A 23,074-nucleotide genomic window follows, 5' to 3' on the forward strand; every position below is an offset into this window, starting at 1 on the left:
TTATACGACTATAGTAGTGTTTGCTGTTAATTGTTGAATGGTACGGACAAAGGCTGCTGGATCAGCAGCATACGTAATCGCACCTGATACGGCGATGCCATGTACTCCTGCCAGTAAAAGCGGCGCAACATCCGTAACCTCGATACCGCCAATGGCAATGACAGGGATCGTGATACCTTCGGCAGCTAACTGGCGAAGTATGGAAGTATACCCTTCCTGGCCCAGCACCGGACTTAACTTTTCTTTGGTGGTGGTGAAGCGAAAAGGCCCCAGCCCAACGTAATCTGCACCGTCTGCCACACGTTGCCGGATGTGCTCCAGGGTATTGGCCGTGCCGCCTATGATCATACTTTCCCCCACTATACTTCTGGCTTCCTGTAGTGGCATGTCCTGCAGGCCCAGGTGCAAACCATCAGCTTCTACTGCTTTGGCGATGTGCGGGTAATCGTTGATGATCAGTTTTGCGCCATACTCTGCGCATAGCTTTTTAGCTTCTTCCGCATGGCTGGCCACAACAGACTCCGAAGTATGCTTTACCCGTAGCTGCACCCATTTGCAGCCTGCATCCATGGCCTTATGTATGGCCGCAACATGCGTTAAGGATTCCGTTTGCTGAGATATGTATTGTAGTTTAGCTATCATGTTGATGGTACCCGAGTAAGGTGTCGTTACTGCTTAAAAATGATTCGGTGTAGCGTTTGCCACGGCGGCAGGCTTCATCTAAAGTATAGCCCAGTGCCAGGTTTGCCGCAATGGAAGCCGACAGCACACAGCCGGAGCCATGTTTTGGCGAAACACTTAATAATGTTGGCTCGAATGGGGTGCAGGAATTCTGAGTAAATAAATAATCCGTTCCCGGCGCTTCCGGGTTGTGCCCACCTTTCAAAAGTATGGCACAGCGCTTTGCCATCTCCTTGGCTGCATTTGTTGGTGGCAGGTCAGGATTTAGCTGCTGTATCTCGTTGTAATTCGGAGTAGCCAGCGTTATCTCCTGCAGTACAGCTTTCAGTTGTTGATCTTCCAGAGCACCATGAAAATTGAAACCGGCGCTGGCTTTTAAAACCGGATCAAGTACGATCTGAATGTGTGGCTGGCGTCGCTTTAAGTATAAAATCACTTCCAGCAGTACATCCATACTTTGCCCGATCCCGATCTTGCAGGCACGGATTTTAAACTTGCTTACCAGCGGCTCCAGTTGCTCCATAATCTCCTGGGCACTTAACCACTGCACCTTCAGAAAGTCGGTATCGCTTTGCACAGTTAAAGCTGAGCACACGCCAAAGCCATAGACACCGTGCTGCTCAAAAGCCTTGATGTCGGCAAGTATACCTGCGCCGCCACTCGGGTCGAAACCGGCGATGCTTAGTACGTATGGGCGAGTGTCTGGCATTTTTCTTTAATTCTTGTGAAGTTGTTAACCGCCTGTTCAGGTTGCTTCCAGATGCTGCCAAGTATGGCTGCTCCGTCAAAGTTCATCTGTACCAGCTGCGCTATCTTCTCAGCATCAATTCCACCCAGTGCAATAACCGGAACCGCTTTCTCTGCTGCTGTCAAACAAAAGCCAGCTAGTACAGATGTAGCATAACCCGGCTTGGAGATACTATTGAACACTGGTCCGAAGAAAGTGTAGGCAAAGCAGGGGGGGAGCTGCTGCAGTGCCTCTGTGGAGTGCACAGATGTACTCAGGTAATATCCTTCTGACTTCAGTTTCAGCAATTCCGCTGCTGGTGTTATACTTCTGCTTTGCTCTGTAAAGTGCAGCCTGTTTATCCCGAATTCACCTGACAGCTCGTGGTGCTGGTGTAAAGCTATTTTAGAATAATGCTCCGGGTGTATCTGCTGTAGTAGCTGCCTTAGCTGTTCCTTCGGATAATCTGGTTTTCGTACATGAAAGTATTCCAGCCCTGCTTCAAACAACTCGTTGATGCGCAGCGGCTCCCTGGTTATCGGGGCAGGACTGGAGATAACTATCAGTTTCATTTACAGGTATAGCTCACTGCCTTTTTCGGCAAACTCCTTAGCTTTCTCTTCCATGCCTTTTTTCAGGGCTTCCGTTTCCTGTACACCTTGCTGGTCGGCATACTCGCGTACTTCCTGCGTAATTTTCATGGAGCAGAAGTTCGGTCCGCACATAGAGCAGAAGTGCGCTATTTTGGCACCCTCAGCCGGCAGTGTTTCATCATGGAATTCACGTGCCGTGTCCGGGTCCAGTGACAGGTTGAACTGATCTTCCCAGCGGAACTCGAAGCGTGCCTTACTCAGTGCGTTGTCGCGGTACTGCGCACCTGGGTGTCCTTTGGCCAGGTCGGCGGCATGTGCCGCAATTTTGTACGTGATCACGCCATCTTTCACATCTTTTTTGTTCGGAAGGCCCAGGTGTTCTTTTGGCGTTACATAGCAAAGCATAGCCGTACCAAACCAACCGATCATAGCTGCACCAATGGCAGAAGTGATGTGATCGTAACCCGGTGCGATGTCAGTTGTGAGTGGCCCAAGGGTATAGAAAGGAGCTTCGTGGCACTCCTTCAGCTGCTTGTCCATGTTCTCCTTGATCATGTGCATCGGCACGTGGCCCGGACCCTCAATGATCGTCTGCACATCGTGTTTCCAGGCGATCTTCGTCAGCTCTCCCAGTGTCTCCAGCTCCGCAAACTGAGCCTCATCATTGGCATCAGCCAGGCAGCCGGGGCGCAAGCCGTCACCCAATGAGAAGGACACGTCATAGGCTTTCATGATCTGGCAGATCTCTTCGAAATGCGTGTACAGAAAGTTCTCTTTATGATGCGCCAGGCACCACTTCGCCATGATAGAACCACCTCTGGATACGATGCCTGTTAAACGCTTGGCCGTTAGCGGTACGTACCGCAGCAACACACCGGCATGTATTGTAAAGTAATCCACGCCCTGCTCTGCCTGCTCAATAAGGGTGTCGCGGAAGATCTCCCAGGTCAGGTTCTCTGCTTTACCACCTACTTTCTCCAAAGCCTGGTAAATTGGCACCGTACCGATCGGAACCGGGGAGTTGCGGATTACCCACTCGCGGGTTTCGTGGATGTTCTTACCCGTCGAAAGGTCCATGATGGTATCGGCACCCCAGCGGCAGGCCCAAACGGCTTTCTCTACTTCTTCCTCGATGCTCGACGTAACAGCTGAGTTACCGATGTTGGCGTTGATCTTCACCAGGAAATTGCGCCCGATGATCATCGGCTCGCTCTCCGGGTGGTTGATGTTGGCTGGTATCACAGCACGACCAGCTGCTACTTCCTGTCTTACAAACTCAGGCGTGATGTGGCTTTTAGGTGTATTGGCACCAAAACTGTGGCCGGCATGCTGGTGTGCAAGTATAGGATTCGGCCCGTTCAAGTGCTCGTTTATCAGGTCAATGCGCTGGTTCTCTCGGATGGCGATGTACTCCATCTCCGGCGTAATGATACCTTTTTTGGCGTAATGCAGCTGCGTTACATTCTGACCGTCCTTAGCACGGAGCGGCTTGCTCAGGTGCTGGAAACGAAGATAATTCAGGCTGCTGTTGGCCAGACGTTGTTTACCATACTGCGACGTTACGCCACTCAGCTCCTCTACATCGCCTCTGTTCAGAATCCAGTCCTTACGCAGGGCAGGCAGGCCTTGCTTTAAATCGATCTCGATGTTCGGATCAGTGTAAGGACCGCTGGTATCATAAACTGTAACGGATGCATTCTTCTCAACCTGTCCTTCAGAGCCAAATATCTTGGTGTCAGTGAGGCTGATCTCGCGCATTGCCACCGAAATATCGTGTAGCTGCCCTTTTACATACACCTTTTGCGATGCCGGGAAAGGTGTGCGGGTGATCGTTTGTTGCTGTGGTATTTTTTCTTTTTTCATAAAGCTATAATTACAGATGAAGATATGCAGGACTTAACCGCCCTGCGTTGCTCTGATGATGGTGACAGAATCGTTGGGGTGTAAGAGATGGTCGTCCCAGTTTAGCTTCGGGACAATGGCGTTATTGACTGCAACAGCAAATCCGTTTTGGTGCTGAGGCAATAGCGTTTGCAGCAACTGCTGTATAGTGCAGTTGTCGGCTACTGTTTGTACTTGTTGATTTACAGCTATTTCCATTCCTGTAGATTTGGTTCGAAAGACCTTAGGAATGGACCTGGAGAGAGTTGAAAAAATCCTGGTATGTATTCGCTTTTCCCTACGGCAGTATGAACTGCATCAGGTTCAAAGGGTAAATCTCAGCCCTATAAAATTTTACAGGACACCCCTAAAGTCGGCTCAAAGCTAACAGCAAAATCATAAATTCCAAAAACAAGGAATAAAATAAATTTATTAACTGCTACTTCTCTGAGGTTAAAATAGAATCATCAATAAGGCGTTCCTGCTTTCCAAGATTATATGGGAATAGGGGAGGTGTGGCTTTAAATAGTCGCTCCCCGGAATTCCTATTTGGATACGTGTTGTAGTAAAAAGGCTGGTTGTGATGATTTGGGGAAGTCATAAATGGAGGCGTCGATCGGGCATGTTGAGGTGGCCACCTGGCCTGTAAAGCCACTCCGGCTCAAAGCTGATCATGGTGCTGGGCTCCGCCAAGCTTGGAGGCATGCAAAATGCCTGCGACCACATGAACCGGGTAACCTGACAGGCCTGCTCATAAGATTTTGCTTTCAGCATGTAAAGGTTTAGGCTACCAGGCCTCCACAGACGATGCAGAGGGTGATCAGCTAATTAGCTCCTGTTATAGCCAAAGTGTTCGCTCTGTTTGTACAAAGTTGTTTTAAGACCCAAATTTTTGTCTAGGACGCCTGCCAAGTGCACAGTTGATGGCAGGACATGTACCACTTCTATTCCAATGGTGAGAGCAAGGGTTTCTAATAGTAGTAGACCCGCTAGCTCTGTGTCATCTTGGTGTCTGGCAGTCGAGGAGTGAGAAAATACAGCTATGATTCAACCGAAGGGGATAAATTATTGAACCAAAAAAGCCGCTTCATATGGTATGAAGCGGCTTTTAAGTTTTGTAGAACGAAGGATAGAATTATCGAATCTTATCCACAGGGATTTGGCGATTTTGAATGGTTATCTGCAAGTGGAAGAATAGCGGATCTGTCTGTCCCGCTGAACAAAATCTCTGTTATACTGTTCATCACATTGCCTTATCTAACCAGTGGTGCCAGGTGACTCTTTTTCCGGAAACTTCTCCTGAGGCGCTTTCAGCTCTTGCAGGCACGCAACATCCGGAGCCGAACGTTTCAGCCAATCGAGGAGCACAGGCAAGCGGGCATTGATTCCGTTGACGTTGTAGGTGGCGATCTTCATATACAAAGTAAGAGCGTGTTTCGTTTAATGCAGGCAGCCACTCACATGGAGCGATGTTGCTTTGTTCTCTCCCTGAGGGCCTCGTAGTTAGCGGCGGCAAAGGCATCTATCTTCTCTGGCTCCAGGAAATTCATCTTTATCTGCTCCTCACGCTCCTTTCCGCCCAGAATAACATTGATCTCCCCATTTAGCAGGCCATCAACAGAAGCCTTGGCCACTTCCTCTGGTGTATCCATCTGTCCCACTACTGCAGTTTTCATCATGTCAGTGTCCGTGGCTGAAGGGTAGACGGTCATCACGTGGATCGGGTACTGGTGCAGCTCTCTTCGCATTGCGTCAGAGAACTGGCCCACAGCCGCCTTCGTGGCGGCGTACACGCTGTAGAACGGCATGGCGATGTACCCGTAGCCCGAGGACAAGTTCATAATGGCGCCTTCCTTGCTCTTCATCAGCAGCGGCAGGGCCTTCTTTGTCAGCAGGATCAGGCCTGTCACATTGATGTTGATTTGGTTGATGATGTCCTCGTCGCTCAGGTCGGAGAGCAGGCCGGCGCTTACCACCCCGGCGTTGTTGATGAGGATGTCCAGCTCGCCCCAGGCCTCTGATACTGTAGAGATAGCTTTATCGAGATCTTCTACTTTGGCCACATTGCCCTGAATGGTGAGAAAGTTAGCGCTGGGAATTTCTGCCTTCAGCGCGTCTAGCGCCTCTTTCCTTCTGCCTACCACGGCAAAGTCCCGCACCCCCCGTTGCACCAACTCCTGAATGATAGATTTTCCTATTCCGGCACTGCCGCCGGTGATCAGCACTTTCTTATTTTTAAGGTCCATAGGTACACGCTTTGTTTTCTTAACATGAAACGTGACTAGGAGTCTGAAGTTTTACTGTCTGACAGACTTTTGACCCTTCCTGATTCCTTGTTTTCCAGAACCTTTTAAAGCTGTTTGCATATAACTTCTTAATAAATATGGCACAATTTGCTTTAAGGCAGGTGTGGCGATAATCTAATTAAAAGAAACTTATAGATGAGTAACCAGGAAACAGAGAAACGAAAATATCCTTTGTTGTTTTCAGAGGGGAGACTGGGGAACCTAAAGCTCAGGAACCGCATCGGCCTCGCCCCCATGACGAGAACGTCGGCAGAAAGTAACGGGGTGCCCAATGAGACGATGGAGAAGTACTATACCCGTTATGCCAAGGGCGGCTTTGCACTCTTAATAACTGAGGGCACTTACCCTGACGAAAAGTATAGCCAGGGGTATCTGAACCAGCCGGGGGTAGCCAACGAAGAGCAGATAGCAGGATGGAAAAGAATCATTCAACGTGTGCATGACGCGGGAGCAAAGATCATCTGCCAGTTGATGCATGCCGGGGCCTTGTCCCAGGGCAATATACACGCGCAAGAAACCATAGGCCCATCTGCTGTGCAGCCTAAAGGAGAAAAGCTGGGGTTCTATGGTGGTGAGGGTGCTTTTTCTGTTCCGAGGGAAATGAGCAAAGATGATATTGCTGATGTGGTTAACGGATTTGCGCAGGCAGCAAAGAATGCAAAGGACGCAGGTTTTGACGGTATTGAGATCCACGGGGCTAACGGCTATATTCTTGATCAGTTTCTCACGGACTATACCAATCAGCGGCAAGACGAGTACGGCGGCAACACGGAGGGCAGAGTAAGACTGCTCGTGGAGACAGCGCAGGAATGCCGCAAGGCAGTAGGCAATGACTTCCTGGTAGGAATAAGAATTTCCCAGAGCAAGGTTAACGACTACACGCACAAGTGGTCTGGCGGCGAGGAGGATGCCCGTACTATATTCACTGCCTTGGGCAAAGCAGGTCTCGACTTCATCCACGTGACAGAGTACCATGCCGACCAGCCGGCCTTCAAGGAAGGAGGTCCCACGCTGGCCGCCCTAGCTAAGAAGTATGGGGGACTGCCGGTAGTGGTGAACGGAAACCTGAACACACCCGAGCAAGGTGAAGAGATGCTGCAGAGCGGGGAGGTGGATGTGGTTACACTCGGCAAGGCCGCGCTTGCCAACAAAGACTGGGTCAACAAAGCAGCCGAAGGGAAGCTTTTAGAGGACTTTGACCCGAAGAGGTTCTTTGTGCCGGACGCGAAGGTGAAGGAGTTTGAGCTATAGTCACTTGTAGAAAGCTAAAGCCGCCGAATGAGAAGAGTTGCGCTTTAGTAAATTCAGTAATAGTTAATTTAACCGAATGGGATAAATGTCAAACCAAAAAAGCCCCTCCATTTGATGTGGAGGGGCTTTTTTGTAGCCCGTAGGAAGGAGTTATCGAACCATTTCCACAAGGATTTGGAGACTGTGGGCATGTTACTCGAGCTAGACTAAAGATGATTAGCTCAAAAGTGATATTTGTTATAACTCAGTGCGAATTTGTGCGGCAATAAAAAACACCCCGCAGCGGGGCGTAGCCTGTGCGGGGTGTCTATACTTGTCAGGAAGCTGTCAGTTTACAGCGAGTCAATCCATTTTTTAAGCTCGTCTTTTGCTTTTCCGGTCTTTTGCTGCAGTTTTCCGAGCCATTCGTCCTGTTTGCCTTCGTTATAGGTCATGTCGTCGTCGGTCAGGTCGCCGTACTGCTGCTTGATTTTGCCTTTTATTTCGTTCCAGTTTCCTCTAGTTCTATATTCTGCTTCGTTCATCGTATTTTGAGCTTAAAATTATATAAATCTTATACTTGGCTATACGTCTGAAACAGGATGGGCGTTCGAATAGTGTCCGAAGTGAAATAAAAAAGGCCTTCCGAGTTAACTGAAGGCCTTTTCAGTAGACCGAAGGATGGAATTATCGAACCATTTCCACAGGGATTTAATGATCTTGAAAGATCATCTAGCGGAAGGAGAGTGATGTTTGAGCCATTGTTGACGAGCACTGAAATTTGTATACCTTTCAATAAACCACATGGTTCTTGCTCCAGATTGCTACTCTCTCTTTCTATTGAAAGAGAGAGTAGCAATCTTACTTAACTATCTGTCCCATCCATTATCCCGCCCGAGGTCTAGCCGTAAAATACTGGGGAAACCTTATTCAGTGCCCTCTAACCTTTATGTTCTAAAGCTATGAAAACCATTCTCTTATTAATGCTTCTGGTGTCGTTTGCTGCACAGGCACAGAAGGACAGCATTCAAGTAAAAGACAATACAGCAGCACACAGGGCAGTCCAGGGACAGCAGTTTCAGATACCAAGTGCTTTGAAGGCAGAGCACGAGGAACTGCATAATACCTTGCAGAAGTACACAGAGCTTCCCGGCAAAACAGGCGCAGCTGCAAAAGAAGCAGCAAAGATTCTCCACCCACATTTTATGAAAGAAGAAGAGTATGCCTTGCCGCTGCTCGGGCTGCTTCCGGAATTGGCGGAAGGACGTGTTACGGCTGATATGAAACCAGCAATAGCAATTTCTGAAAAGCTTAAACAGGAGCACCAGCAAATGCTTGCGGAACATCAGCAAATTGTAAAGTCCCTGCAAACCCTAAAGAGTGCGGCTACTGAAGAGAAGCATCCGCAGGTTGTTCGTTTTGTAGAGATGTTGCAAGAGCACGCGAAAACAGAAGAACAGGTTCTTTATCCAACGGCGATATTGATAGGTGAGTATCTGAAACTGAAGTTGTAGCCTCACTTCAGCTGCGGGATTTTCTATTCTCTTGTTCAGGAGATTTTAACCCATAAACAATTTCAGACCTATACTTGCATCAAATTAAAACACCTGTTACCTTTGTTAGTAAATATTCACTAACAAGCAAAGCATAGGTGATAAGCGCAGATATTACGAAGAGGCAGTTAGAGATTATAGAAGCCGCTGGTAAAATTCTCACTAAATCAGGAGTAAGCAGTTTAACTATAAAAAACCTGGCTAAGGAAATGAAATTTTCCGAAAGCGCCATTTACCGTCATTTTACCAGTAAGGAAGATATCATCATTGCCATGTTAAACTACATGGCGGAGAGCATGGATGTGCGGTCGACAAAGTTAAGTGAGGCAGCGGGTTCTCCTGATGAAAAATTCAGGGCTATGTTTCAGGGGCAGTTTTCTTTCTCACAGGAGAACCCACACTTTGTGGTGGCTGTGCTTTCGGATGGGTTAATAGAAGAAAGCCAGCGGATCAATGAAGCGCTGCTTAAAGTGATGAAAGTGAAGATGTCACACTTGATGCCTATTATAAAGGCAGGACAGCAGGCAGGGATTTTTACCAATGCTGTAGCGGTGGAAGAACTGACGCATATTGTTATGGCCTCCTTCAGGCTTCAGATGCTGAAGTGGCGTATGTCTGGTTTCAGTTTTAATATTGTGGAAGCCGGTAATAAGCTTATTGATGCTTTGCTGACTCTGATGAAGGCAAAGTAAGTACAAATAGTGCTTAAAGAGGACAAAGTAAAATAGTTGTAGCAGCATAAGAGAAGCGCTGCATTGTTTCTGAATGTTTTTATAAGTAGCTCTATGAGCTGATACAGCCAGTATTTTTTACTACTGGCTTTTATTAAAGTATAAAAAGTTAGTGAGGGTTCACAAACATATTCAATAAAAGTGGCAAAACATAGATTAAATATTCTTCTAAAGGGAATAAGGAGCGTAAGAATGAAAACCGAAGTTCATTATCAAATTATCTGATTATGTGTGGGTTAAGAAAAAGATTTATTAGAAAGATGAAGCTGCTTTTGTTAGGAGTCGTAGTGCCGGGGACGCTACATGCCCAACAGAAGCCTACGCTTACCCTGGAGCAGGCGCAGGCGCTGGCACAGCAGAGCTATCCTGTCACCCGGCAGTTGGACCTGCTCCGTAAAGCAGAGCAGCTTACGCTGGAGAACCTGAACAAGGGCTTTCTCCCGCAACTGGCTATCAACGGGCAGGCTACCCATCAGTCGGACGTAACGCAGGTGCCGCTTACGTTGCCTAATACTGATATTCCTTCACCGCCCAAGGACCAGTATAAGATTACTGCTGACGTAAACCAGCTTTTGTACGATGGGGGCGTGATTCGGCAGCAGAAGAAGGTGGAGCAGCTAAGCACAGCCGTAGAGACGCAGCAAGTGGAAGTTGAGCTGCATAAACTCCGGGAACGCATCAACCAACTATACCTAGGCACCATCCTTTTAGACCAACAGTTGGAGCAGGTAGAACTTGTACAGCAGGATTTGGAGGCAGGCATGCGTAAAGTAGAGGCGCAGGTAAAGAATGGTGTCAGCTTCCGGTCCAATCTATACCTGTTGCAGGCAGAGCTGCTAAAAAACAAACAGCGCCGGGCAGAGGTCCTTGCTTCGCGCCGGGCCACCCTGCAAACGCTGGGTCTTTTCCTGGGGCAGCCCCTAAGCGATGGTGTCATACTTGCCGTTCCTGCCGAAACAGAACTCCCGGAGAATCCGCAGATACAGCGCGCAGAACTGAAGCTTTACAACGACCAGCAGACTTTGCTCGAGCAGCAGCACAAACTGTTGCTGGCTCGTAACCTGCCCAAGACCAGCCTGTTCGGACAAAGCGGCTATGGCAGGCCTGGACTTAACTTTCTGGAGAACGAGACGGACTGGTGGTACCTGGGCGGCGTGCGGCTGAACTGGTCGCTCAGCAACTTCTATACTTACAGGAACGACAAAAGACTGATCGGTGTGCAGCAGCAGCTGACAGAAGTGCAGCGCGAAACTTTCCTGTTGAATACCAATGCACAACTAACGCAGCAGCGGTCCGAGATCAATAAGCTTCAGGAGCTCGTAGAGGCGGACCGGGAAATTGTGGCCTTACGCGAGAAGGTTCTGACATCGGTCCGTGCCCAGCTAGAAAACGGCGTGATAACCGCCACCGATTACCTGCGCGAAGTATACGCGCTGGACCAGGCAAGGCAGTCGCTCAATCTGCATCAGCTACAGCTCCTGCAGGCAAAAATCAACTATAAAACCATCCTTAGGTCTTAACTGCAACCATTTATGAAAAATACACAGCTAACATTTGTTCTGCTACTCGGACTCTTTGCTTCTGCCTGTGGCAGTGATGAGCCGGAGTTCGACGCCACTGGCACTTTTGAGGCCGATGAGGTGATCGTGTCGTCAGAGTTGGGTGGCAGGATTGATTCCTTTATAGTGGAGGAGGGGCAGCAGCTACCCGCAGGCAAGGTGGTGGGGATAATTGATGCGCAGAACCTGGCGCTGCAGAAAGAACAGGTAGAGGCAAGCATTGAGGCGCTGCAGGAAAAGACCATGGATGTACAGCCGCAGGTGAGGCTGCTGCAGAACCAGCTGGATGTGCAACGGTCTCAACTGGCTACACTAGAGCGGGAGCGACGGCGCACGGAGAACCTGGTGGCCGCTGATGCCGCCACACAAAAGCAGCTAGATGATATAAACTCCCAGATAGATGTGCTGAAAGAACAGATGGGGGTAACAAGGCAGCAGATAAATGTACAGCGCACCACTACCTCCACACAAAACCGCGCAATACTGAGCGAGAACAAGCCGCTGCAAAAGCGGGTGGCCCAGCTGGAGGAGCAGCTCTCTGACGCTAAGATAACAAATCCTGTGAGCGGTACGGTACTAAGTGTTTATGCTGAAGAGGGAGAGATAACGGCACCGGGCAAACCTCTTTATAAGATAGCCGACCTTTCTACCTTGACCCTTCGTGCCTACATCACGGGTACCCAGTTATCAGAAGTACGGCTGGGGCAGCGGGTTAAGGTGTATGTCGATAGCGGCGAAGGGTATAAAGTGCTGCCGGGTGTCGTGACCTGGATATCAGACAAGGCAGAGTTCACTCCTAAAACCATTCAGACAAAAGACGAGCGCGCTAACCTGGTGTATGCCATGAAAGTGCGGGTGGAAAACGACGGTTTCCTGAAGATAGGCATGTATGGAGAGGTTGTGATTCCGGATGGAGAGCAGGAAGCATGAAAGCAGCTGTGACAGCCGATAACCTGGTAAAAACCTACGGCTCAAAAAAAGAGCTAACGGAGGCATTGAAAGGTGTATCGTTTGAAGTGGAGCGGGGGGAACTGTTCGGTATGATCGGTCCGGACGGAGCCGGTAAAACATCCTTGTTCCGCATCCTGACAACGCTGCTTTTGCCTGATAAAGGCCAGGCGCAGGTAGACGGGTATGATGTGGTGGACGATTTTAAGGAGATTCGGCAGCGGGTGGGGTATATGCCGGGGCGCTTCTCGCTATACCAGGACCTGACGGTGGAGGAAAATCTACAGTTCTTTGCCACCATCTTTAACACCACCATCGAAGAGAACTACGACCTGATCAAGGATATCTACGAACAGATAGAGCCATTCAGAGACCGTAAGGCGGGTAAGCTTTCAGGCGGTATGAAACAGAAACTGGCATTGAGCTGCGCCCTCATTCATAGGCCATCTGTGCTGTTCCTGGATGAGCCTACCACCGGGGTGGATGCTGTGTCACGGAAGGAGTTCTGGGATATGCTGCGGAACCTGAAAGAGCAGGGGATCACCATACTCGTCTCTACACCCTACATGGATGAGGCCAGTCTCTGCGACCGGGTGGCACTGATACAAAACGGTGAGATCATGTCCATTGATACCCCTGAAGGAATCATCAGCGACTTTGAAAATCCTTTGGTGGCGGTAAAGGCAGATGACATGTTCCGCTTGCTAAAGGATCTGGGGGAATACCCTGACCTGCTCGACAGCTATGCGTTTGGCGAGTTTCACCATGCGGTTCTGAAGCCGGAGACAAAAGAGCAGGATCTGAAGAAATACCTCCAACAGCAAGGGCATGTGTCGCTGGTGCTGGAGCGGGTAAAGCCTAACGTGGAAGATTGTTTTATAGCACTTATGAAAACGACCGCCTGATGGAAAGAGAAAAGGTGATCATAGCAAATGGGTTGACCAAGCGCTTCGGTGATTTCACGGCGGTGGATGCCATTTCCTTTGAGGTGAAGAAAGGAGAGATCTTTGGCTTCCTGGGGGCTAACGGTGCTGGTAAAACAACAGCCATTCGTATGCTCAGCGGCCTGTCTATCCCTTCAGACGGCGAAGCTACGGTGGCAGGCTTTGATGTATACCGGCAAACGGAGCAAATCAAGCGGAGTATTGGCTACATGAGCCAGAAATTCTCGCTCTATGAAGACCTGACGGTACGGGAGAACATCCGGTTCTATGCGGGCATCTATGGGATGAGTGATCAGTACATCAAAGACAACACGGAACGGCTCCTAAGCCAGTTGCACCTGCACGAGGAGGGGAATAAGCTGGTGAAGTCGCTGCCGCTGGGCTGGAAGCAAAAGCTGGCCTTTTCGGTGGCCATATTCCATGAGCCGGAGATAGTTTTTCTTGACGAGCCCACTGGCGGCGTGGACCCGGTTACGCGACGGGAGTTCTGGAACATGATTTATGAAGCTGCTGAATCAGGAATCACTGTTTTTGTGACGACGCACTACATGGACGAGGCGGAGTACTGCAACCGTGTTTCCATTATGGTGGACGGACGAATTGATGCCTTGGACACTCCTAAAAACCTGAAGCAACAGTTTGAGGTGGATAGTATGGAGGAGGTATTTATCAGGCTGGCCAGAAAAGCGACCAGAGGAGATTAAAATAACTAAATCATGAACCAGTTCTTATCTTTTGTTAGAAAGGAGTTCTACCACATATTCCGCGATCCGCGCACGATGTTTATCCTGCTCGGAATGCCGGTGATCCTGATGATCATTTTTGGGTTTGCGCTTACCAACGAGGTCAAAAACTCAGACATTGCTGTGCTTGACCACTCAAAAGACGCCACCACCTCATCGCTTATCGCCGAATTGGAAGCCAGCCGTTACTTTAACATTGAGAAGCGACTGCGCTCATATGAGCAGGTAGAAGAGGAGTTTAAAAAGGGGAACATTAAAATGGCGGTAGTACTACCGCAGAATTTCGGATCCGATCTGCTCCATCTTAATAGCGCCCAGGTGCAACTTATAGCCGATGCGTCGGACCCGAACGTTGCCAGCACGCTCACGAATTATGCCTCTGCCATCATTATGGATTTCCAGAACCGGATTACGGATGACCGGGGGCTGCCTTATACTATTGACACAGAAATGCGCATGCTTTACAACCCGCAAATGAAGGGCGCTTACAGCTTTGTGCCGGGTGTGATGGCCATGGTGCTCATGCTGGTCTGTACCATGATGACGGCCATAACCATTGTGCGTGAGAAAGAGACAGGAACGATGGAAGTGTTGCTGGTCTCGCCGGTACAACCGCTAAAGATCGTGACGGCCAAAGCGGTGCCTTACCTGCTGCTCTCTCTGATAAATATTGCCACAATCCTGATGTTAAGTTATTTTGTGCTGGATGTGCCCATCAACGGGAGCCTTACCCTGTTAGTGCTCCAGAGTATACTTTTTACGGTAACATCGCTGGCGCTGGGCCTGCTGATCTCTGCTATCACAAGCTCGCAGCAAACAGCCATGTTCATCTCCCTGACAGGTATGTTCCTGCCCGCTCTCATGCTCAGCGGCTTCATGTTTCCGATTGAGAACATGCCAACTATACTTCAGCTTCTTTCCCATCTGGTTCCCGCCAAGTGGTACTACATCATTGTGCGCTCTGTCATGATCAAAGGTGCCGGGCTGGAGGCTGTGTGGAAGGAGACGCTTATACTTTCGGGAATGCTGCTGTTCTTTCTGTTCATGAGTATCAAAAAATTCAATATACGACTCTCATGAGGACGCTACTGTTTTTGCTTCAAAAGGAGTTCCGGCAGATTTTCCGGGATAAGGCTATCCTTCGCATGATTTTCGCCATGCCGATCCTGCAGCTGGTTGTGTTGCCCTGGGCGGCAGATTATGAGATGAAGAACATCCGCCTCAGTGTGGTGGATCACGACCGTTCCTCGTACTCACAGAAGTTAGTGAACAAGATCACTTCCTCCGGCTACTTTCAATTAAACACCTACACCAGCTCCTTTGCCGATGCCCTGGACGAGGTGGAGAAGGATCGCGCTGACCTGATATTAGAGATCCCGGCAAAGTTTGAGAAAACGCTCATACGAGAAGACGAGGCAACCCTATTTATGGCCCTGAATGCTATCAACGGTGTGAAGGCTAACCTGGGAGGAGCTTACCTGCGCTCTATTATCCAGGACTACAACCGTGAGGTGCGGATGGACTGGATACAGCTACCGCGCTTTAACACTGAGGCCCGTATAGAAGTCGCGCCTAGCAACTGGTACAACCCACTCTTAAACTATCAATACTTTATGGTGCCCGGTATCCTGGTGATCCTGGTAACCTTAGTCGGCTCTTTCCTCACTGCCCTGAACATCGTGCGGGAGAAGGAGGTGGGTACCATGGAACAGATAAACGTAACACCAATCAAAAAGCACCATTTCATACTGGGCAAGCTGATCCCGTTCTGGATCCTGGGACTGGTGGTGCTAACGATCGGGTTCCTGATCTCTTGGGTGGTATACGGCATTGTGCCGCTTGGCAGCTTTGTGACGATCTATGTGTTTGCAGCTGTTTATTTACTTGCAGTCCTGGGACTAGGGCTACTTATTTCATCCTACGCCGACAGCCAGCAACAGGCTATGCTCATCTCTTTCTTTATGATGATGGTGTTCATCCTGCTCAGCGGCCTGTATACTTCCATTGATAGCATGCCGAAGTGGGCGCAGTATATTACCTATCTCAATCCAGTGGCCTACTTTATAGAGGTAATCCGCCTGGTGGTATTGAAAGGTGCAGGGCTGTATGAAATTCGCCAGCAGCTGCTGATTATAACAGGTTTTGCCGTTGTGCTGAATGCGTGGGCGGTGCTGAGCTATAGGAAGCGGTCATAATGATCTAATCTAACTAAACCGGAAGGGAATTTATCGAACCATAAAAGCCGCTCCATTTTACATAAAGCGGCTTTTTTACTGTGGTAGACCAAAGGAGTGAATCATCGAACCATTTCCACAGGGATTTAACCTGTCTGGAGTATTACTTGAACAGTTTATGAATCTTCCCATCCAGTGTCGAGCTTAGGAACATGGTTTAGCTTTTACATAGCTGTCTCCAAAGTAATTCTTAAAGTAAAATCCTCGTCCACGAGGTTCTTTTCTAACAGGTTGCCGTCGCTTCCAATATTCCAGTGGGAGCGCTGTAGGCTGAAGCCCGTGCGAAAGCGTTTTCTATTGTTATCTGTTTTCTCGATGTATGCGGGAATAGAAATGTTCTTTGTCACACCCTTGATGCTCATATTCCCCCAGACACGTAGGCTGTCTCCGCCGATATATTTTACCCTGGTTATTTCAAAATGTGCAAGAGGATATTGCAGCGCATTAAACTCCTTCCTTTTTAGATGATTAGATAGTTTTTGCATGGTTTCCTCATCATATGAAGTTGAATTTCCTATGCTTACAGTATTAATATCAGCAGTGATCTTCCCGCCGACTAGTTTATCGTTCATAAATAATAAATACCCCTCTTTTATCTGCAGCGTGCCTTCGTGTCCTGCTGTGCGCAGCATTTTTGTACCTCTCCACCAGATTGCAGACTTCTCGGTGTTAATCCGAAGGCTAATAGCCTCTGTGTTCCTTCCTGAACTTTCCACTTCTCCTATCATAGCCATTTCTCTCCGTCCACGTTGCGTTTCTGAGCACGCTAGAGCCGAGAGGATGAGTATTTGGGAAACCAATGAGATGAAGCAATTATTCATAATCTGGTATGTGAAGTCCTAAAACAATGTCACGTTCCGCCGCCTGCAAGCCGCTCTCGTTTCTGAGCATGACCAACCCGGCGCCTCCTTTGTTCTTGCTCTTCTGCGGATCCCCAAGGTTAGGATCCCCTTCAAAGGTGTAGTCATCGATAAAATAGTATTTCCCGTCCGGCTCCAGGACGGCTGCATGAATGTGTGCGGCCCCTGAACCGTAGGAACCGGGCTTAAAGGTGTAGATGGTGTACTGCCCTTTCTCATCCGTTTTAACCCACCCCCGGACATAGCCCTGCATCTTTGCCCATCCCTTCTCGTCTCCTTTTTTGGGATATTTCCCTTCCGGATTCGTGTGATATACAAAAAGGACGACGTTGGGTGCTGGTGTTTTCCCGTCCGGTTGATATACGGTGCCTGTCAACTTCAGCTTTGGCTCATGTTTGTCAAAGTCAGGTAGTGTGTCTACCGGGGCAAGCTCCTTTTTCCCGAACTCCAATACGGCTTCACACCCATCACAGCGACCGAAGGCTTGGAGCTGTTTTTGCCCTTCTTGTCCCTTACAGGAAATAGCGAGAAATATAGCAAGAAACAATGCTAATGGCTTTTTCATAATCATCTGTTTTATAAAAGTATGTGTTGATTAATTCTGCTGACTTAAATTACGAGGAAGGTCTTACTTAAAAATGCCCCTATGCCAGAAGGTGGCTTAAAGTAGATATAATGCAGGTGCTATGCCGTATATGCTGTTCGTGTTGTCTGGAGTGCTTTTCAATTAATTTTGGTTGCATTTGGGCGTCACAGCACCATTAAGTGGTTGCTTTTTTGTAAATTCCACAAGATTTAAGGCAAATGGACGAACTGTTCAGCAAATACTACAACAAAAAAACGCGCGTGCTTTGGCACGTTGCCTTCTGGCTTACCTATTTGCTTTATCATGTTCTGGTAATCGTGAGCGTGGAAGACGGTAACTACCTTGAAGTGTTTGTCTCCAGATCATTGAACCTGCCTGTTAAGATCATTGCAACCTACTTTGTTCTATATGTTCTTATTCCGCGCTTCTTTATGAAAAAGAAAGTGCTTGCCTTTTCAGTCTTTTTTTTTGTGACCCTTTTGGCAGCTGGGTTTTTCCAACATCTGTATTACCACTTCATAACATATCCTGTCCTCTACCCTGAGCGGGTATATTCTTTGGGCTTTCCGGTCATTGAAATATTTAAAAACGTCCTTACCACGTACCCAGTGGTAAGTCTTGCCGCTTTCATCAAGATAGGGAAGCATTGGCTTGAAAAAGAGAGGGTGTCGCAGAGACTGGAAAGAGAAAAGGTGGAGGCGGAGCTAAAGTTCCTGAAGGCGCAGTTGCACCCACACTTCCTCTTTAACACTTTAAACAACCTATATGCCTTAACTCTAAAGAAGTCAGACAAGGCATCAGAGGTGGTGCTTAAACTCTCGTCTTTGCTGGATTACATCCTCTATGAAGGAAATGCTCATACGGTGCCTCTAAAAAAGGAGTTAGACTTAGTTGCTACATACGTCCACCTGGAGAAGATTCGCTACGGAGAAAAACTCCGTGTAAACTACTGTGTGAGAGGTGGAGTAGGAGGCAAAGTCGTTCCGCCGTTACTGATTCTGCCTTTTGTGGAAAATAGCTTTAAGCATGGTGTCAGCCAGCAGACGAAGGAGATGTGGGTCAATATTGATGTGGAGGTAAAAGCCAATTTAATGCTGCTTAAGGTTGAGAATAGCAAGTTCAACAACGGATCGGCCCTGAATAGACAAGGGAGTAGGGGGGGGATAGGCCTTCAGAATGTAAAAAGAAGGTTAGACCTGCTCTATGGCAAAAACCATGAACTCACCGTTTCCAATGAGGAGGACACATTTAGTGTTCTACTAGCAATTAGTGTTGATGAGCCACTTAAAATGTCGAATAGCAAAGCATGAAGTGTTTTATTATAGATGATGAGCCTTTGGCCATTGAAGTTATCCAGTCCCATGTAGACACTGTTGAGGGGCTCAACGTAGTAGGCACGTTTGAGAATGCTATCGATGCTTTTCATGCATTGCAAAAGAATCCAGTGGACCTGATTTTTCTGGACATTCAGATGCCAAAGCTTACAGGCCTAGAGCTTCTGAGATCTCTGAGTCATCCACCGAAAGTAATCATCACTACCGCATTCAGAGAGTATGCCTTTGAGGGTTTTGAGCTAGACGTAGTAGACTTTCTGTTAAAGCCTGTCTCCCTCGAGCGGTTTTTAAAATCAATAGCCAAGGTGCTAAAGAGCGAGCAGAATACCAGTGTCCCATCGGAGATGGAAGGGAGTTTGAATGATTCCTGCCTGTTTGTTCAGGTGGACAAAAAAACGATCAAACTCTATTTTAAAGACATACTGTATATTGAAAGCCAGAAAAACAGTGTAGAAGTCGTAACTGAGGCCAAAAAGATACAGGTACGGCAAAAGATCAGTGATCTGGACAAAGAGCTGTCTCAGAAAGGGTTCGTGCGGACACACCGTGCCTTTCTGGTGCCAATCGATCGGGTGGAGAGCTGGTCGGCCACTGAGCTTGAGGTCTCTGACCGAGCCATTCCCATAGGAAGAACTTACAAGAATGATGTGTTGAAGCAGCTGCAGGATTACTATGATAGAAAAGAATACAGATATGAGTTTTAAGCATCCCTTATAGCTACTTAACTAGTTTTTCACTTTTGCCCTTACTCTTTCATGACTCCAATCGTATGTTCAGGTAGGATGTTTTCCAACAGAGTTAGGACAAAAAAACTGGCTATCAGTTAGGTAGGTTACCCATATAGTATCAGGATCTGTATTATAGTTAAGAGCAGGAAATTTGGGTAGCACAGGAGCTGTGGCTTTAGACAACACAGGAGTTGTTATCAGAATGGAAATTTATCGAACCAAAAAAGCCGCTCCATTTAACGTGGAGCGGCTTTTTACTGTAGTAGACCGAAGGATAGAATTATCGAACCATTTCCACAGAGATTTAACTGCTATAAAAGAATATCTGGATTAGGAGCGTCAAATATTTCCAGACCTGCTGAACATATCATGTGTTCTGTTCAGCAGGGACCACAGTTTTTTGAGATTTGACATTCAGAGACAATAGTGGTGAACTTTGTTGGAGGAAGCAATTCTTCATCAAATCATGCCTACTAACATTGTTTTCACTACAAATGTGAAGCTCAGCGAACAAGTTAAGGTGACTGCCGTTTGGGGAAATAGAGCAATGCATGATTTTTTTTTCCTGAAATACCGAGCCAGCCATGGATTCTTCTAAATTGAACGCGAGACAAATGCAAGACAAAACCACCTTTGGAGTGCGAGCCAGCCTTAAGGCGCTGACGATCAAAGGCAATCAAGAGGATGGTCTCCCGTACGAGAAGATAAAGCGATGGCAGTGCGCTTTGGATAGAAATCGGATAGCGCTGGGCTTGAATCGCCTTGGGATACTTTGTCTATCCCTCGTGTTGATGTTTGTTCTTGGTGGATGCGAAGACTTGGTGGATATACTTAAACCAACGGATAGACCGAATAATGGGCAGTCGGGTGCCTACAGACTCCATGAGTCGGTAGACATCCGGATCTCGGGCAAGAGCGGCGAGAACATCAAGTTTGGCGACTATTTCAGCGATATGACGAAGGTCTGGTCTGGCAACCGGGCTGCAGGCATCGGTACGGGTTTCGGCGACTTTCACGTAACGCTCCCCGTAAATATCGTGGTGAGCGACAGCCAAGACGACACTTTGAACATCGAAGACATCTTTGGCGATAACAAATTCACCTGGCAGCGCCTCGAGTCGCTGAGCGATCAGGCCCGCCTTGTCGGTGGAGTGTTCGAGGTGGACATGCCCGTGCTCATCCGCGTATCCGACAGCAAACGCATTTTGATCGACGTAGAAGATATTTTCGGCGACAATTCCTTCACCTGGACCGTCGACACGACGGACACGATCCTAGACGTGGGTCAGATCGTCGGGGTGGGTGGCCCCTTCCGGATCGCGATGTCCGTGACGATTGAAGTGTTCGACAGTCAGGATGTCGAGGTCGACGTCGAGGACGTGTTCTGCGATATGAGCTTCGATTGGAACGGTGGCGCGCAGAGTTCGGCCGGTTTTGTTGGTGGGTCAATGGGTGTCGAGATGCCCCTAACGTTTCGGGTAGAGCGCAGCGAGCGGGTCAGGATCAACCTCGAGGACACTGCAGGGGATTTGAAGCTCAACTGGACCGCAGGGGGTAGCAAAGTCGTCGGCGGCCCGATCCGTTTCGACGTACCGACGAACTTCATTGTCGTCAACAGCCGCGACGTGAACATCGACTTCGAGGATCAGGCCAGCGACAACATCCTCAACTGGGTGCTCGAGGGGCAGGGGCAAAACCCCACGCCGCAGCTAAAAACTCCGGTAACTGCCTCGACTCCGGCGGTGTTCCGTGTGACAGACAGTAGGGGAGTGAAGATCAACAGCGAAGACTTCTTCGGTGACAACGTGTTTGTATGGAAAGGCCCGTTTCCCCAGGAGGCCCGCACCGGCCTGGATGGCGCCGTCTCAGTTAGGGCGCCTACGAGGTTTGAGGTAAAAGTCAGCCAAGATGTCAACATCGACGCGGAGGACGTCTACGGCGACAACGTGTTCGCGTGGTACCCACCCAGAATCGATCAAGCATCGCCCCTCCCAGCGTCGGTCTACAAGGTTGTCGGGGACGTGCGACGCGATGTGGTGGGCAGCGACTCGGTGATCATCGAATTTGCGAACTTTAACAAGGGCAACCAATACCTCTGGGGGCCTGCACCTAAATAAAGTGTGTCTTGTCCTGCTATAAATTGACAAAACTCGTCTCAAAATATGGCCGTATATTAATACATTTATCGCAACCCTAAGTGGTTCACGCGAACCCGCTTGAAAGGCCCTATGTGCAGAGGAGAGATTCTCAATTGATGTCTCAGAAATCAAACACATAAACCAGTATTTGAAATGAGTTTATGAGAAACAAAGCCAGCCTAACACTAACAACGGGGGTGATGGGAGCTACTTCTTATCCTGCCTTAATGCAAAGAAGGGGAGCAGGAGGTTTGAGGAGAACGGGGAGAGTAACAACGCTAAAAATATTTTTTGTAACTTTTCTGTTACACTGGAAAAGAAAAAGCGGCTTAGACTGTAGACCGAAGAATCGAACCTTTTCCACAGTGACTTGGCTCTAGCAGCGATGCAGGGGCTATGGTTGTGGTAATCAATATTCTAACCATGCACTGTCTACCTCGTAGGTTATAATAAGCGCCCACCGAATTAGATCAAGCAAACATAAATTAAAAAGTTATGAAAAAGAATGAAACAAACATCCTGAGGGGAATCAGAAACGGACTCTGCCTTTTCCTTCTGGCCGGAATGGTGGCCTGTAACGGAGGAACTGAAGTGGCGGAAACTGAAGTGGTGACTGATGAAGTTGTCACGGATGAGGTGGCAGTTGCAGACACATGGGACGCAGACGCCTTCTACACCTCCTTCTCTAACACCACCTACTATGAGGGTTGGGACATGAACGACGACAACTTCCTGAGTGAGGAGGAGTTCAGGGCGGGCTTCTACGATACATGGGACACCGACAACGATGGGAGGATTTCACAAAGCGAGTGGAACACAGCGGTTGCGGCCTACGGAGTAGATGCGGCGGACTGGACCGCCTGGGACACAGATGGAGACGGCTTTATAGAGAACGCGGAGTTCGAGACCGAATTCAACCAAATCGGGTGGTACGACACCTGGGATTTGGACAATGACAGCATGATAACCGAGCGGGAGTACACAACAGGTGTCTACTCTCTGTGGGACACCAACGATGACAACATTCTGGAAAACACGGAGTATGTGCACTTTGACACCTACTACGGCATCTAAGGGTTTTACTCCGGAACCTGGGGCTTGATAAGTATAACTTACACACAAGGCCTTCAGTTAACGCTGAAGTCTTTTTAATAGGCCAGAGGATTAACTCTCTGTCTCGTCCTGAAATAAGTTGACGGATTTTAGACGAAATTACTCTTTAAACTGAGACCTCCAATGCGTTTGTGTTGGAGGTTTTCTTTTTCCACTGTTTTATTTCCAGTTCCTGCTGTCGGTGC

Annotated in this window: 24 protein-coding genes and 1 riboswitch; of the genes, 14 read left to right on the forward strand and 10 right to left on the reverse strand. The window is 48.4% G+C overall.

What is annotated here, in order from left to right:
* The 7 genes from ACFSRY_RS13155 to ACFSRY_RS13185 form a co-directional block, all read right to left on the reverse strand.
* Nucleotides 1-642: a thiamine phosphate synthase gene (locus tag ACFSRY_RS13155; RefSeq protein WP_377508236.1), complete on the reverse strand. Its 642-nt coding sequence runs from the start codon at nucleotides 640-642 to the stop codon at nucleotides 1-3.
* Nucleotides 632-1,390 (reverse strand): hydroxymethylpyrimidine/phosphomethylpyrimidine kinase, encoded by a 759-nt coding sequence (locus ACFSRY_RS13160; protein WP_377508239.1) that lies wholly within the window; start codon nucleotides 1,388-1,390, stop codon nucleotides 632-634. Before ACFSRY_RS13160 ends, ACFSRY_RS13155 begins: the two co-directional genes overlap by 11 nt.
* Nucleotides 1,363-1,980, reverse strand: a complete 618-nt coding sequence (locus ACFSRY_RS13165; protein ID WP_377508243.1) for a thiamine phosphate synthase — start codon at nucleotides 1,978-1,980, stop codon at nucleotides 1,363-1,365. Before ACFSRY_RS13165 ends, ACFSRY_RS13160 begins: the two co-directional genes overlap by 28 nt.
* On the reverse strand, nucleotides 1,981-3,864 hold the full coding sequence (thiC, locus tag ACFSRY_RS13170; protein WP_377508246.1) for a phosphomethylpyrimidine synthase ThiC: 1,884 nt from the start codon (nucleotides 3,862-3,864) through the stop codon (nucleotides 1,981-1,983). It abuts the gene before it with no gap.
* A gap of 33 nt (nucleotides 3,865-3,897) precedes the next feature.
* Nucleotides 3,898-4,101 carry a sulfur carrier protein ThiS gene (gene thiS, locus ACFSRY_RS13175; protein WP_377508249.1) on the reverse strand — a complete coding sequence of 68 codons (204 nt, stop codon included), beginning with the start codon at nucleotides 4,099-4,101 and terminating at the stop codon, nucleotides 3,898-3,900.
* A 59-nt stretch (nucleotides 4,102-4,160) separates the two neighbouring features.
* Nucleotides 4,161-4,261, reverse strand: a riboswitch (TPP riboswitch).
* Nucleotides 4,262-5,139: 878 nt separating this feature from the next.
* Complete coding sequence (locus ACFSRY_RS13180) at nucleotides 5,140-5,298, reverse strand: endonuclease/exonuclease/phosphatase family protein (protein WP_377508252.1); 159 nt, start codon at nucleotides 5,296-5,298, stop codon at nucleotides 5,140-5,142.
* Between the two features lie 41 nt (nucleotides 5,299-5,339).
* On the reverse strand, nucleotides 5,340-6,128 hold the full coding sequence (locus ACFSRY_RS13185; protein ID WP_377508255.1) for an SDR family NAD(P)-dependent oxidoreductase: 789 nt from the start codon (nucleotides 6,126-6,128) through the stop codon (nucleotides 5,340-5,342).
* A 195-nt stretch (nucleotides 6,129-6,323) separates the two neighbouring features.
* Between ACFSRY_RS13185 and ACFSRY_RS13190 the strand changes: the two genes are divergently transcribed.
* Nucleotides 6,324-7,439, forward strand: coding sequence for an oxidoreductase (locus tag ACFSRY_RS13190; RefSeq protein WP_377508259.1), 1,116 nt, complete (start codon nucleotides 6,324-6,326; stop codon nucleotides 7,437-7,439).
* A 332-nt stretch (nucleotides 7,440-7,771) separates the two neighbouring features.
* Here ACFSRY_RS13190 and ACFSRY_RS13195 read toward each other — a convergent pair whose 3' ends face one another.
* Nucleotides 7,772-7,963 carry a CsbD family protein gene (locus tag ACFSRY_RS13195; RefSeq protein ID WP_377508262.1) on the reverse strand — a complete coding sequence of 64 codons (192 nt, stop codon included), beginning with the start codon at nucleotides 7,961-7,963 and terminating at the stop codon, nucleotides 7,772-7,774.
* Between the two features lie 417 nt (nucleotides 7,964-8,380).
* Between ACFSRY_RS13195 and ACFSRY_RS13200 the strand changes: the two genes are divergently transcribed.
* The 8 genes from ACFSRY_RS13200 (at nucleotide 8,381) to ACFSRY_RS13235 (ending at nucleotide 16,091) form a co-directional block, all read left to right on the forward strand.
* Nucleotides 8,381-8,932, forward strand: a complete 552-nt coding sequence (locus tag ACFSRY_RS13200; protein ID WP_377508267.1) for a hemerythrin domain-containing protein — start codon at nucleotides 8,381-8,383, stop codon at nucleotides 8,930-8,932.
* A 137-nt stretch (nucleotides 8,933-9,069) separates the two neighbouring features.
* Entirely contained in the window at nucleotides 9,070-9,663 is a 594-nt protein-coding gene (locus tag ACFSRY_RS13205; protein WP_377508270.1) for a TetR/AcrR family transcriptional regulator, read from the forward strand.
* A gap of 299 nt (nucleotides 9,664-9,962) precedes the next feature.
* Nucleotides 9,963-11,222: a TolC family protein gene (locus ACFSRY_RS13210; protein ID WP_377508273.1), complete on the forward strand. Its 1,260-nt coding sequence runs from the start codon at nucleotides 9,963-9,965 to the stop codon at nucleotides 11,220-11,222.
* A gap of 12 nt (nucleotides 11,223-11,234) precedes the next feature.
* Entirely contained in the window at nucleotides 11,235-12,191 is a 957-nt protein-coding gene (locus ACFSRY_RS13215) for an HlyD family secretion protein (protein WP_377508276.1), read from the forward strand.
* Complete coding sequence (locus tag ACFSRY_RS13220; protein ID WP_377508279.1) at nucleotides 12,188-13,114, forward strand: ABC transporter ATP-binding protein; 927 nt, start codon at nucleotides 12,188-12,190, stop codon at nucleotides 13,112-13,114. The genes ACFSRY_RS13215 and ACFSRY_RS13220 overlap by 4 nt, the downstream gene beginning before the upstream one ends.
* Nucleotides 13,114-13,857, forward strand: coding sequence for an ABC transporter ATP-binding protein (locus tag ACFSRY_RS13225; RefSeq protein WP_377508282.1), 744 nt, complete (start codon nucleotides 13,114-13,116; stop codon nucleotides 13,855-13,857). The genes ACFSRY_RS13220 and ACFSRY_RS13225 overlap by 1 nt, the downstream gene beginning before the upstream one ends.
* 12 nt (nucleotides 13,858-13,869) lie before the next feature.
* Nucleotides 13,870-14,976 (forward strand): ABC transporter permease, encoded by a 1,107-nt coding sequence (locus ACFSRY_RS13230; RefSeq protein WP_377508285.1) that lies wholly within the window; start codon nucleotides 13,870-13,872, stop codon nucleotides 14,974-14,976.
* A complete protein-coding gene (locus tag ACFSRY_RS13235) occupies nucleotides 14,973-16,091 on the forward strand; it encodes an ABC transporter permease (RefSeq protein ID WP_377508288.1) in 1,119 nt (372 codons plus the stop codon). Before ACFSRY_RS13230 ends, ACFSRY_RS13235 begins: the two co-directional genes overlap by 4 nt.
* A 203-nt stretch (nucleotides 16,092-16,294) precedes the next feature.
* Here the strand turns inward: ACFSRY_RS13235 and ACFSRY_RS13240 are convergent, their stop codons facing one another.
* Both ACFSRY_RS13240 and ACFSRY_RS13245 read right to left on the reverse strand, forming a co-directional pair.
* A complete protein-coding gene (locus ACFSRY_RS13240; protein WP_377508292.1) occupies nucleotides 16,295-16,864 on the reverse strand; it encodes a YceI family protein in 570 nt (189 codons plus the stop codon).
* Nucleotides 16,865-16,943: 79 nt separating this feature from the next.
* Nucleotides 16,944-17,555: a dioxygenase family protein gene (locus ACFSRY_RS13245; RefSeq protein ID WP_377508295.1), complete on the reverse strand. Its 612-nt coding sequence runs from the start codon at nucleotides 17,553-17,555 to the stop codon at nucleotides 16,944-16,946.
* A 239-nt stretch (nucleotides 17,556-17,794) separates the two neighbouring features.
* On the opposite strand from ACFSRY_RS13245, the gene ACFSRY_RS13250 reads away from it, so the two are divergent.
* The 5 genes from ACFSRY_RS13250 to ACFSRY_RS13270 all read left to right on the forward strand — a co-directional run bounded on the left by ACFSRY_RS13250 (nucleotide 17,795) and on the right by ACFSRY_RS13270 (nucleotide 22,850).
* On the forward strand, nucleotides 17,795-18,886 hold the full coding sequence (locus ACFSRY_RS13250; RefSeq protein ID WP_377508298.1) for a sensor histidine kinase: 1,092 nt from the start codon (nucleotides 17,795-17,797) through the stop codon (nucleotides 18,884-18,886).
* Nucleotides 18,883-19,614 (forward strand): LytR/AlgR family response regulator transcription factor, encoded by a 732-nt coding sequence (locus ACFSRY_RS13255; RefSeq protein ID WP_377508303.1) that lies wholly within the window; start codon nucleotides 18,883-18,885, stop codon nucleotides 19,612-19,614. Before ACFSRY_RS13250 ends, ACFSRY_RS13255 begins: the two co-directional genes overlap by 4 nt.
* Before the next feature lie 193 nt (nucleotides 19,615-19,807).
* Nucleotides 19,808-19,972 carry a hypothetical protein gene (locus ACFSRY_RS13260; protein WP_377508306.1) on the forward strand — a complete coding sequence of 55 codons (165 nt, stop codon included), beginning with the start codon at nucleotides 19,808-19,810 and terminating at the stop codon, nucleotides 19,970-19,972.
* A 250-nt stretch (nucleotides 19,973-20,222) separates the two neighbouring features.
* On the forward strand, nucleotides 20,223-21,755 hold the full coding sequence (locus ACFSRY_RS13265) for a hypothetical protein (protein WP_377508309.1): 1,533 nt from the start codon (nucleotides 20,223-20,225) through the stop codon (nucleotides 21,753-21,755).
* A 516-nt stretch (nucleotides 21,756-22,271) separates the two neighbouring features.
* Entirely contained in the window at nucleotides 22,272-22,850 is a 579-nt protein-coding gene (locus tag ACFSRY_RS13270) for a hypothetical protein (protein WP_377508312.1), read from the forward strand.
* Nucleotides 22,851-23,074: the final 224 nt, after the last annotated feature.

Source organism: Pontibacter locisalis, from assembly GCF_042684605.1.
Taxonomy (GTDB): domain Bacteria; phylum Bacteroidota; class Bacteroidia; order Cytophagales; family Hymenobacteraceae; genus Pontibacter; species Pontibacter locisalis.